At 30.8% G+C, this 12,615-nt stretch carries 9 protein-coding genes; 7 read left to right on the forward strand and 2 right to left on the reverse strand.

The features are described 5' to 3' along the window. Positions 1 to 142 (forward strand): T9SS type B sorting domain-containing protein (locus QNK89_RS10930; RefSeq protein ID WP_340171115.1); only part of this gene is annotated, 142 nt, incomplete at its 5' end. Positions 143 to 260: 118 nt separating this feature from the next. Further along, a complete protein-coding gene (locus QNK89_RS10935) occupies positions 261 to 1,049 on the forward strand; it encodes a hypothetical protein (protein WP_340171099.1) in 789 nt (262 codons plus the stop codon). Positions 1,050 to 1,413: 364 nt separating this feature from the next. Here the strand turns inward: QNK89_RS10935 and QNK89_RS10940 are convergent, their stop codons facing one another. Further along, positions 1,414 to 1,551: a hypothetical protein gene (locus tag QNK89_RS10940; protein ID WP_340171101.1), complete on the reverse strand. Its 138-nt coding sequence runs from the start codon at positions 1,549 to 1,551 to the stop codon at positions 1,414 to 1,416. 135 nt (positions 1,552 to 1,686) lie between these two features. Then, positions 1,687 to 1,848: a hypothetical protein gene (locus tag QNK89_RS10945; protein WP_340171103.1), complete on the reverse strand. Its 162-nt coding sequence runs from the start codon at positions 1,846 to 1,848 to the stop codon at positions 1,687 to 1,689. A 246-nt stretch (positions 1,849 to 2,094) separates the two neighbouring features. Here QNK89_RS10945 and uvrA point away from each other — a divergent pair, with 246 nt between their 5' ends. The 5 genes from uvrA to QNK89_RS10970 all read left to right on the forward strand — a co-directional run bounded on the left by uvrA (position 2,095) and on the right by QNK89_RS10970 (position 12,375). Beyond that, complete coding sequence (uvrA, locus tag QNK89_RS10950; RefSeq protein WP_340171105.1) at positions 2,095 to 4,926, forward strand: excinuclease ABC subunit UvrA; 2,832 nt, start codon at positions 2,095 to 2,097, stop codon at positions 4,924 to 4,926. Positions 4,927 to 4,982: 56 nt separating this feature from the next. Next, positions 4,983 to 5,672, forward strand: a complete 690-nt coding sequence (locus QNK89_RS10955) for a TIGR00730 family Rossman fold protein (RefSeq protein WP_340171107.1) — start codon at positions 4,983 to 4,985, stop codon at positions 5,670 to 5,672. A 21-nt stretch (positions 5,673 to 5,693) separates the two neighbouring features. Then, entirely contained in the window at positions 5,694 to 6,968 is a 1,275-nt protein-coding gene (locus QNK89_RS10960; RefSeq protein WP_340171109.1) for a hypothetical protein, read from the forward strand. A gap of 23 nt (positions 6,969 to 6,991) precedes the next feature. Further along, on the forward strand, positions 6,992 to 9,802 hold the full coding sequence (locus tag QNK89_RS10965) for a metalloprotease (RefSeq protein WP_340171111.1): 2,811 nt from the start codon (positions 6,992 to 6,994) through the stop codon (positions 9,800 to 9,802). A gap of 161 nt (positions 9,803 to 9,963) precedes the next feature. Beyond that, entirely contained in the window at positions 9,964 to 12,375 is a 2,412-nt protein-coding gene (locus tag QNK89_RS10970; RefSeq protein WP_340171113.1) for a thiamine pyrophosphate-dependent enzyme, read from the forward strand. Positions 12,376 to 12,615: the final 240 nt, after the last annotated feature.

Raw genomic sequence — 12,615 nt, forward strand, 5'->3', positions numbered from 1 at the left:
AAGCCCAACAGGCGCAGGATGGGATGGAACCTACAACGGAAACCCAATGCCAACTAGTGACTACTGGTTTACTGTAGAATATAGAGAACCTGGTACTGACCAAAAGAAATCTCTGAGAGCTCACTTTACATTGAAACGATAAAAGGAACTCGTAAATAATATTTAAAACTAAAAAATGCCTGAACGAAAGTTCAGGCGTTTTTGATAAGTGTTAAGTTATTAATATCTTAAATTTGTTAAATATTTTTTATATTCATAAAATGAAAAAAAGAAAAAAAATAACACCTAAAAGAGTTATAAAAACAATAACTGTAATCGTTATATTTTTCACTTTGCCTACCCTTCTACTCTTTGGCTTTATTTACTTTAAATACAATGAACAATTACCTATTGGAAAAGATACTGAGCAAGCAGATATTATAGCTAATAAAATGCTTGATGCATTAAATTACGATGCATACAAAGCAACAGATTACATAGAATTCACCTTTAAAAAACGCCATCATTATAAATGGAACAAAACAGAAAATTCTTGTGAGGTATATTGGAAAAACTACAGAGTCTTTTTAGATTTAAATAACAATACAAAAAGCGAAGCGTTTCAAAATGAAATAAAGATTGAAGGAAAAGAAAGCAAAGAAATAATACAAAAAGCTATAAGTTATTTTAATAACGATTCTTTCTGGTTAGTTGCACCTTACAAAGTATTCGATAAAGGCACAAAACGAAGTCTGGTTGCATTAGACAACGGAGAAAACGCGCTATTAGTAACCTATACTTCTGGTGGATCGATACCTGGAGACTCTTATTTGTGGCATTTAGATGAAACAGGTAAACCAGAAAGCTTCCAAATGTGGACCTCAATTTTACCAATAGACGGATTAGAAGCAACATGGAGCAATTGGACAACAACAAATACTGGAGTAATGCTTCCGATATTTCATAAACTATTGGTTTTAGGGTTAGAAATTGAAGGGATTAAAACTGGATATTCTGAAAACAAAACAGCCAAAAATAAATTAACCAAACAATTATTAATACAGCATTAAAAACCAAAAAAAATAGCCAATATTTTAAAAGCAAGCTTTCAAAAAGAGATAAATTAGAAGTCTTTGCTAATAGTTTCGATAATTATCAAATTTCATTTATAGAAATATCATTTGATAATAAGCCCATTAAATTCAGTTTTAAAAAGATTGAAGTTAATGTAAATCGAATTAAAGATAATGACGAGGAAGCCATTATTTTTTTAGGCTCAGAATTAAATGATTCACTAAAGATTTTACGTTTTTTACACACCAAATTAAATTGGACTCACACTTTTAAGTATGACACAAATAATAAAATAATCGCAATAGATGAAGGTCAATTCTAATGACTACTTAGTTCTCTGCCCAATAAAATGTTGTTCTTTCACTTTAAACAAACATTAAAAGTTGTTAAACTGCCATAAATACGCGTAAGATATTGTTGTAAATCTATCTTTTCTTGTTCTTCAAGATTACTAGAGTTTACTTTTTGTTCCATAACACGAAGAAGATCACGAACCATAGTAATTTTATGAAAGAAATCATCAATTTTAATTTCTTTGCTTTTTAAGTTAGTGTCTTGTGATTCTAAAATTAGTTTTCCGCCTTTCCATTTATCTCCAATATGGAAAATTTCAGATACATCACTATATTTTTTTTAAATACGAACTAGGCTACTTTCAATATCAAAAAGGATTACAGTATCCACTTCGTTATCTGCAGCTTCAATAACCTCTACATCTTCGTTTAATGGTATAACTTCCAAACCATTATCTATAAAAGTTACCCAATAATTTTGGTTATCTACATTAGTCACCACTCCTTTTCCGTAATTTTTATGGTTTATTCTTCAACCTATTCCTAGTATTTTTATATAAATTTATTTTGTTTTTCCGTGAGAACGTAATTCTTAATATTATAAGATAATTAATATTCGAAGTTAAAAATTAAATACGAACAATAGTATTCAATTTTAATAAAATCCTAACTAAATCCATTTAAAAAAGAAGTATAAAAGCCTTAACTTAGCAAATCTGCTTAAAATGAGTAGAATTGTTCAATTGCTATGACAAATTTTGAAGAAAACATTGAGGTACAAGGTGCCAGAGTACATAATTTAAAAAATATAGATGTAACTATTCCGCGAGAAAAACTTGTTGTTATTACAGGTTTATCTGGTAGCGGAAAATCTTCTTTAGCTTTCGATACTATTTATGCTGAAGGACAACGTCGTTACATCGAAACGTTTTCGGCTTACGCCAGACAATTTCTAGGTGGTTTAGAACGTCCAGATGTTGATAAAATTGATGGGCTTTCTCCTGTAATTGCTATTGAACAAAAAACAACAAGTAAATCGCCTAGATCTACGGTTGGTACTATTACAGAAATTTACGATTTTCTAAGATTACTCTACGCACGAGCAAGTGATGCTTACAGTTATAACACTGGTGAGAAAATGGTGAGTTATAGCGATGAGCAAATTAAAACGCTAATAATAGAGAGCTATAAAGGCAAAAAAATAAACATATTATCTCCAGTAGTACGTTCTAGAAAAGGGCATTATAGAGAACTTTTTGAGCAAATTGCTAAACAAGGTTTTGTAAAAGTAAGAACAGATGGAGAAATTAAGGATTTAGTTAAAGGCATGAAACTAGATCGTTATAAGATGCATGATATTGAAATTGTTATCGATAGACTTAAAATAGAAGATAGCATAGCAAACGATAAACGTCTAGACGAATCTATAAATACTGCAATGTATCATGGAGATGACATATTAATGGTAATAGACCAAGACACTCAAGAAGCGCGCTATTTTAGTCGTAGTTTAATGTGCGCAAGTTCGGGAATTTCTTATCCAAATCCAGAACCTAATAATTTCTCTTTTAACTCTCCAAAAGGCGCATGTAACAATTGTAATGGTATTGGGAATTTATATCAAGTTAATGAAAGTAAAATTGTTCCAGACGATTCGTTATCTATTAAAAATGGAGCTTTAGCACCACATGGTCCAGAAAAGAAAAGCTGGATTTTTAAACAATTAGAATTAATAGCAGAACGTTTTAATTTTAAAATGACAGATGCCTACAAAGACATTCCGAAAGAAGCCAAACAAATTATTTTATATGGTGGGAATGATAAGTTTTCTGTAGAAAGTAAGACATTAGGTATTACCAGAGATTATAAAATAGATTTTGAAGGTGTTGCTAACTTTATAGACAACCAATATAAAAATGCAGAATCTACATCTTTAAAACGTTGGGCAAAAGAATACATGGACAAGATAAAATGTCCTATTTGTAATGGTTCTCGCTTAAGAAAAGAATCGTTATACTTTAAAGTTGCAGGAAAAAACATAGCAGAACTAGCAAATAAAGACATTGTAGATTTAGCTGAATGGTTTAAAGACTTAGAAGAAAACCTTTCAGAAAAACAACTAAAAATTGCTGAAGAAATAATTAAAGAAATAAAAGCTAGACTACAATTTTTATTAGATGTTGGTTTAACCTATTTATCACTAAACAGAAGCTCTAAATCTCTTTCTGGAGGAGAAGCGCAACGTATTCGTTTGGCAACTCAAATAGGATCACAGCTGGTAGGAGTACTTTATATATTAGACGAACCAAGTATTGGGTTACACCAACGTGATAACGAAAAACTAATAAACTCCTTAGTATCGCTTCGGGATATTGGAAACTCAGTAATTGTTGTAGAACACGATAAAGACATGATTGAACGTGCAGACCATGTCATAGATATTGGTCCTCGAGCAGGAAAACATGGTGGCGAAATAATTAGTCAAGGTACACCAAAACAATTATTAAAAGAAAAAACACTAACCGCAGAATACCTTAATGGCAAAAGGAAAATAGAAATACCTAAAACACGACGAGAAGGCAACGGAAAATTTATTGAACTTAAAGGCTGCACTGGAAACAATTTAAAAAATGTATCTGTAAAATTACCTTTAGGAAAAATGATAGGTGTTACTGGAGTTTCAGGAAGTGGAAAATCTACTTTAATTAACGAAACGCTCTACCCAATACTTAATGCTTATTACTATAATGGTGTTAAAAAGCCAATGCCTTACAAGAGTATAAAAGGCCTAGAACACTGCGATAAAGTAATAGATATTAACCAATCTCCAATTGGTAGAACACCAAGAAGTAATCCAGCAACTTACACAGGTACTTTTGGAGAAATAAGAAGTCTCTTTTCTAAAATCCCAGAAGCCATGATACGTGGTTATAAACCTGGTCGTTTTAGTTTTAATGTTACTGGTGGACGCTGTGAAACTTGTAAAGGTGGAGGATTACGTGTTATTGAAATGAATTTCTTGCCAGACGTTTATGTAGAATGTGAAACCTGTCACGGCAAACGATTTAATCGCGAAACTTTAGAGATTAGATACAAAGGCAAAAGTATTAGCGATGTTTTAAATATGACCATTAATGAGGGTGTTGACTTTTTTGAAAACATTCCTAAAATTCATAAAAAACTTAAAACCATTAAAGATGTTGGTCTAGGTTATATTGCTTTAGGGCAGCAAAGTACTACTCTCTCTGGAGGTGAGGCACAACGTATTAAACTTGCTACAGAACTAAGTAAAAGAGATACTGGAAATACATTCTACATATTAGATGAGCCTACCACAGGATTACATTTTGAAGACATACGTGTGTTAATGATTGTACTTAACAAATTAGCAAACAAAGGAAATACCGTTTTAATTATAGAACACAATCTAGATGTTATTAAAACTGTAGACCATATTATAGATGTTGGTTATGAAGGTGGTCAAGGAGGCGGACAAATTATAGTAGAAGCCACACCTGAACAGGTTGCAAAACATAAAAAAAGTTATACCGCAAAGTTTTTAAAAAAAGAGCTAAATTAGCTAGCTTTCTTTTTAAGAAATTTACAAGATATTTAGAAATAAAACAAACAATATAAATGAGAAAAGAACAACACCACAAAGGTTGGAATGAAAATAAAACAAACGATTCTTGGGCAATATTCAAGATTATGGGAGAGTTTGTAAACGGATTTGAAAAAATGAGCCAAATAGGACCTTGTGTTTCAATATTTGGTTCGGCAAGAACAAAACCAGATTATAAATATTATAAACTAGCAGAAAGCGTTGCAAAAAGTATTTGCGAAGCTGGCTATGGTGTAATTACTGGTGGTGGTCCTGGAATAATGGAAGCTGGTAATAAAGGTGCACATTTAGCTGGTGGAACTTCGGTTGGGCTAAATATAGATTTACCATTCGAGCAGCATGATAATCCTTATATCGACAACGATAAAAGTTTAGATTTCGACTATTTCTTTGTTAGAAAAGTAATGTTTGTAAAATATTCTCAGGGATTTGTAGTAATGCCAGGAGGTTTTGGAACTTTAGACGAGTTGTTTGAAGCTATAACATTAATTCAAACTAATAAAATTGAAAAATTTCCAATCATTTTAGTAGGTACAGATTTTTGGTCTGGTTTAATGGATTGGGTTAAAGAAACAATGTTAGATAAATTTAGTAATGTAAGTCCAGGTGATTTAGATTTAATTCACCTAGTAGACACAGAAGAAGAAGTTGTAAGTATTTTAGATTCTTTCTATAAAGAATATGGATTAAGTCCTAATTTCTAAAATGCTATAGTCGCTTTTAATATGAAAAGTAAAGTTTACTTAATCTTATTTTTTATTGCTTTTAGTTTTAATATTTCTTTTGCTCAAGAAACCATTAAAGCTATGTTTTACAACTTGCTTAATTTTCCTTTGCAACAGCCTGCTTCTTCAATATTAAATGAATTAGAGTTGATTTTGGACAATTATCAACCTGACTTATTTATGGTTTGCAAACTTAATAATTTAGGTGGTGCAACCATGGTATTAAATATGATGCAACATGGTATTAATGTTAATTACGAAATGGCAAATTTTGTTTTAAACACATCAGATTATACCATAAGTGATCAAAATGATTTACAAAATTTAATTTTTTTCGATAACACTAAATTTAGTTTAGAATCTCAAACAGAAGTAACAACAATTTATAGAGATTTTAATCATTATGTACTAAAATTAAATACAGTAAACCAAAATACAAATCCAATTTTATTAAATGTAATTGTTGCTCATTTAAAAGCTTCTAGTGGTACTGCAAATGCTGCAATACACAATCAAATGGCTCAGGACTTAACAACGTATTTAAGTACGTTTTCAAGTTCAGAATATTTTTTATTTGGAGTAGATTTTAACTTTTATACCTCCAGCGAAGCTGGATTTCAAGAATTTTTAAACACAAATAACAATATTACATTTATAGATCCAGCAAATAGGATAGGTAGTTGGCATAATAATAGTAACTATGTAGATGTGTTTTCGCAATCTACAAGAACAACCACTTCTTTAGGTGGAGCTGCTGGTGGTTTCGATGATCGTTTCGATTTTATTCTCACCTCAGAAAACATGCAAAACAATCCAGAACTAGAGTTTGAAAATGGTAGTTACAAAGTATTTGGAAATAACGCCAATACTAATTGTTATAATAATGCTATTAATTCTGCAGACTGTGCTGGAGACGACTATAATTTTACAATTAGAAACGCACTACACAATTTTAGCGATCACCTTCCCGTTACAATAAATATTACTACCATAGAAAACCTTTTAAGCGTTGATGAATTTGTAGAAAACACAACAACTTTTGAGATATTGGGCACAAATATTATTCAAAATAAGCTTAAAATTAAAGCAAATAGAAAACCAACTTTTGCTAATTACGTAAGTATATATAATCCATTAGGACAAATAGTAGAAATCGTTTCTATTAATGAGAATGAAGAATTAATTATTAATACATCTTCATATTCAAACCGAATGTATTATGTTGCAATAAATGGTGTTAATGTTAAACCTTTAAAATTTGTAAAAGTCAATTGAATCTAAATTTCACTTCCTTTTTATTGTGTCTATTACTTTGTTTTTCGGCTTCAAGCCAAAACAAACTTAATATTAATGCTATTTTCGATGTAGAAAACAAAAGCATTAGTATAGAGCAAACAATAGAATACTTAAACACCTCTAATGTTGCTTTAGATATTATTTATTTAACAGACTGGAGCCATAGTTACTCTGCAAAAGATACACCATTGGCAGAGCGATTTGCAGATGAATTTAAAAACACTTTTCACTTTGCTAAAGAGGAAGATCGTGGTTTTACCATAATTAATTCTATTAAAGAAAACGATACAGAAACAAACTATACAAGAGTAAAAAACAACCCAGATATAATTAAAGTTGCATTAAGACAAAAAATACAGCCAAATGAAAGTTACACGCTTAAACTTAATTATATTATTAGAGTCGCTAACGATAAGTTTACAAGCTATGGTTTAACTAACGAAGGCGATTATAATTTAAGATATTGGTATATTACTCCTGCCTATTTTAATGGTGAATGGCACTATTTTAGCAATAAAAATTTAGATGATGCCTATGTTCCTATAGCAGATATTAATTTAAAAGTTAACTATCCAAATAATTATAATTTAATAAGTGAATTAGATGAGATTTATACCGAACAGGTAAATGGAAACGGAACTAAATTATCACAATTTAAAGGAAATAATCGTATTAACTCTAAATTGTTTCTAAACAAAAGAGACACTTACAAAACTGTAGAAACAGATTATTTTACTTTAGAATCTAACATAGATGAAGAAAATCTAAAACCTTCTGAAGTTGCTGTCATTACAGACAAAATTGCTGGTTTTATAACAGAGAATCTTGGAGATTATCCACATAAAAAAGTATTACTCTCTAAAATAGATTACAAAAAGAACCCAATCTACGGTTTAAACTTATTACCAGATTTTGTGCGTCCGTTTTCAGACACTTTTCAATATGAACTAAAAATACTAAAAACAACTTTACACAACTATCTTGAAAACACTTTACTAATAAACCCTAGAGAAGACCAATGGATAATAGATGGTATACAAACGTATTATTTAATGAAATACGTAGAAGAAAATTATCCAGACATGAAAATTCTAGGAAATCTTGCTAACATTTGGGGATTTAGAGCATTTCACGCAGCAGACTTAAAGTTTAACGATCAATACAATTTCTTATATATGCATATGGCACGTTCTAATATAGATCAGCCATTAGATATGCCTAAAGATTCGCTTCTTAAATTTAATAAAAATATTGCTAACAAATATAAAGCTGGAGTAGGTTTAAATTATTTAGACCAATATATGGAGAAAAATGCAATGGATGTTATGCTAACTCAATTTCTAAATGAAAACAAGTTACAAACAACTACTTCTAAAGCCTTTGAAAGCTACATTAAAGAAAAGACGACAAAAAATATAGATTGGTTTTTTGAAGATTATTTAGGTAGCAGTATGAAAATTGACTTTAAAATTAAAAGGGTTGAAAAAAGCGAAGACTCATTAACCATTACCATTAAAAATAAAAAAGACCATTTAATGCCAATATCTTTATTTACAATTAAAGATGATAGCATTTTGTCTAAACAATGGATAGAAGGATTTAAAGGTTATAAAACAGTTACAATTACTAACAATCAAGCAGATAAACTAGCGCTTAATTTCGATACTACAATTCCAGAAATGAATTTAAGGAACAACTGGAAATCATTAGGTGGTTTTTTAGCTAATAACAAGCCGCTTCAATTTAGATTATTCAAGGATATAGAAGACCCAAACTATAGCCAAGTCTTTTTTATGCCAGAATTTGCCTATAACTTTTACGATGGCTTTTCACCAGGACTAAAACTATATAACAAAACACTTTTAACTAAAAATTTTTTATATCGCATTAGCCCTAAATATGCCATAAAAAGTAAACAGTTAGTAGGAAGTGCATTAGTAAGTTATGCAGATCGTAGAGAAAATTCTAGAAATTATTATACTAAATATGGTATTGGTGGTGAATATTACAACTATGCTCCTAACCTATCTTATACATCATACACACCTTATGTAAATTTTAGATTTAGAGATCCAGACAATTTAAGAGACAACAGAAGAAGTTATTTAAACTTTAGATATGTAAATATTGATAGAGAGGTAGATTTAACTGGTGAATTTGAAACAGACGGAGAACCTAAATACAGTGTTTTTAACGTTAAATATGGAGAAAGTGACCCAAATTTAAAAAACTTTAGTTCTTGGAATACAGATTTACAATTGTCCAGAAACTTTGGTAAATTATCAGCAACTGCAGAGTTTAGAAAACTAACAGAAGGTAATAGACAATACAATTTACGATTATTCGCAGGAACGTTTTTATACAACAAAACATATGAAACTACAAACTTCTTTAGTTTTGCATTAGATAGGCCTACAGATTATTTATTCGATTACGATTATCTTGGTCGCTCTGAAGAAGCAGGATTGTTAAGTCAACAATTAGTAGTTTCAGAAGGAGGTTTTAAATCTCAACTCGAACCAGCTTTTGCAAATCAATGGATAACAAACGCAAATACAAGTACTACCATTTGGCGTTACATTATGGCTTATGGAGATTTAGGTTTAGTTAAAAACCATAATACTAATCCAATATTTGTATACGATGCTGGTATACGCTTAAATTTAGTAGAAGATTATTTCGAATTATACCTTCCAGTTTACTCTAACTTAGGATGGGAAATTGCACAACCAAATTACGATCAAAGTATTCGTTTTATTGTGACTCTATCTCCTAAAACATTACTCTCATTATTTACAAGAAGATGGTATTAAAAATTTGAGTAATCCTCAATAGATTTTTATTTTATTATAGAATTATAAATTATTCTTATTTATATTGTCATATTATTAAATAATTTGCATTTTTTTAAGATAGTTTCGTATTGCTAAAATCAGTTTTATTATTTAAATTTGTTTTTCAAAATTTAAAAATCATGAGCAATAATCCAGACTTAAAGAAAGAGTTATCTTTTAACGATTTTAAAGCACAAGTTCTAGAAGATTACAAGGTAGCTGTTACTAGTCGAGAATGTAGTTTACTTGGTCGTCGAGAAGTACTTACTGGAAAAGCAAAATTTGGAATTTTTGGTGATGGAAAAGAAGTACCACAATTAGCTTGGGCAAAAGCCTTTGCAAATGGAGACTTTAGGTCTGGTTACTACAGAGATCAAACGTTCATGATGGCTATAGGAGAACTAAACATAGAAACATTTTTTGCTGGTTTATATGCAAATACAGATATAAAATTAGAGCCAATGTCTGGTGGTCGCCAAATGGGTGGACACTTCTCTACTTTCAGTTTAGATGAAAAAGGAAATTGGAACAATTTAACAAAACAAAAAAATTCAAGCTCAGATATTTCGCCAACAGCAGGCCAAATGCCAAGATTATTAGGCTTAGCTCAAGCATCTAAAATATACAGAAATGTAAACGGAATAGATACTACAAACTTTTCCAACAAAGGAAATGAAATTGCTTGGGGAACTATTGGAAATGCAAGTACAAGTGAAGGTTTATTTTTCGAGACTATAAATGCTGCAGGTGTATTACAAGTACCAATGGTAATTAGTGTTTGGGATGATGAGTATGGAATTTCTGTTCACGCAAGACACCAAACAACAAAAGAAAACATTTCTGAAATTTTAAGTGGTTTTCAACGTGATGATGAAACTAAAGGCTACGAAATTCTTCGTGTAAAAGGTTGGGATTATGTAGCGCTTATGAAAACCTATCAAGAAGCTGCAAAAATTGCAAGAACAGAACATGTACCTGTTTTAGTTCATGTAAACGAATTAACACAACCACAAGGTCACTCTACTTCTGGTTCTCATGAACGTTACAAAAACAAAGAGCGTTTAGAATGGGAAGCAAAAACAGACTGTAATGTAAAATTACGTGAATGGATGTTGGAAACTGGGATTTCTACAGACCAAGAATTAATTACACTAGAAAAAGACATTAAAAAAGCTGTACGAGAAGGTAAAAAAGCAGCTTGGAATGCGTATTTAAATCCTATTCTAGAAGAACGTATGGAGGCTGCTGCAATAATTGCTGAAGTAGCAAACACAAGCGCTAATAAAGTATTTATTGAGAAAATAAATAACGACATGTTAGCTATTTTAGAACCTGCTCGTAAAGATGTAGTTTCTGCTGCTAGACGTGTTTTAAGATATGTTGTTTCTGAAGACTCTTCAGTTAAATCAAAATTATTACAATGGATTAACACTTATTTTAGCGTTGTACAACCAAAATACAGTTCGCACTTAAATAACGAAACAGAAAATGCTACTAAAAATGTAGAAGAAGTACTTCCAACTTATAGTTCAGATAACGAAGAAGTAGATGGAAGAGTTATTTTAAGAGATAATTTTGATGTTATCTTTAATAAATATCCTGAAGCTTTAATTTTTGGTGAAGATGCTGGTAATATTGGAGATGTAAATCAAGGCTTAGAAGGATTACAAGAAAAGTATGGTGAGTTACGTGTTGCAGATGCTGGAATTCGTGAAGCAACAATTATTGGTCAAGGTATTGGTATGGCAATGCGAGGTTTAAAACCCATTGCAGAAATTCAGTATCTAGATTATATTATGTATGCGCTTCAAATAATGAGCGATGACCTTGCTACTTTACACTACAGAACAAAAGGTCGCCAAAAAGCACCACTAATTGTTCGTACACGTGGACATAGATTAGAAGGTATTTGGCACTCTGGTTCTCAAATGGGTGGCGTTTTAAACTTAATTCGTGGTATTCATGTTTTGGTACCAAGAAACATGACTAAAGCAGCTGGTTTTTACAATACTTTATTAGAAAGCGATGAACCTGCTTTAGTTGTAGAATGCTTAAATGGCTACCGTTTAAAAGAACCAAAACCAACAAATTTTGGAGCATTTAAAACACCTATTGGTGTTGTAGAAACAGTAAAAGAAGGTAAAGACATTACATTATTATCTTATGGTTCTACTTTAAGAATTGTACAAGACTTAGCCAAGGAATTACTACAAGTTGGTATTGATGTTGAAGTAATAGATGCACAATCTTTATTGCCATTTGACTTAAATCATGATGTTGTAAAGAGTTTAGAAAAGACAAATCGTTTAATGATTATTGATGAAGATGTTCCTGGTGGAGCTTCAGCATATTTGCTAGACCAAATACTAAACAAACAAAACGGTTATAAACATCTAGATAGCGCACCACAAACGGTTACAGCAAAAGAACATAGACCTGCTTATGGAACAGATGGAGATTATTTCTCTAAACCATCTGCAGAAGATATTTATGAAGCCATTTATGCGGTAATGCACGAAATGAGTCCTATCGACTTTCCTAAACTAAGATAATAGTACTATTTTAGATTTCTAAATTAGTAATACGTGTTTCCAGATTTTAATCGTTGGAGTTTGCCTCTATTAATTCTTGTTTTTCAAGGATTAATATTTGTTGTACTCTTGTTCACTAGATATTTAAAAAAAAGAAATCCATCTGATTTATTTCTAGCATTAATTTTGTTTTTAACATGCTATAGTCAAACCTGTTATACTTTAGGTTTCATGGATTGGTATGATACCTTTAAGACCTCC

Source organism: Lacinutrix sp. (assembly GCF_037625555.1).
Classification (GTDB): Bacteria; Bacteroidota; Bacteroidia; order Flavobacteriales; family Flavobacteriaceae; genus Lacinutrix.

Bases quoted from the DNA above. Each gene is read 5' to 3' on its own strand.
- QNK89_RS10970 (WP_340171113.1), top strand. From the start codon at position 9,964: ATGAGCAATAATCCAGACTTAAAGAAAGAGTTATCTTTTAACGATTTT.
- QNK89_RS10955 (WP_340171107.1), top strand. From the start codon at position 4,983: ATGAGAAAAGAACAACACCACAAAGGTTGGAATGAAAATAAAACAAAC.
- QNK89_RS10960 (WP_340171109.1), top strand. From the start codon at position 5,694: ATGAAAAGTAAAGTTTACTTAATCTTATTTTTTATTGCTTTTAGTTTT.
- uvrA (WP_340171105.1), top strand. From the start codon at position 2,095: ATGACAAATTTTGAAGAAAACATTGAGGTACAAGGTGCCAGAGTACAT.
- QNK89_RS10940 (WP_340171101.1), bottom strand. From the start codon at position 1,551: ATGGTTCGTGATCTTCTTCGTGTTATGGAACAAAAAGTAAACTCTAGT.
- QNK89_RS10935 (WP_340171099.1), top strand. From the start codon at position 261: ATGAAAAAAAGAAAAAAAATAACACCTAAAAGAGTTATAAAAACAATA.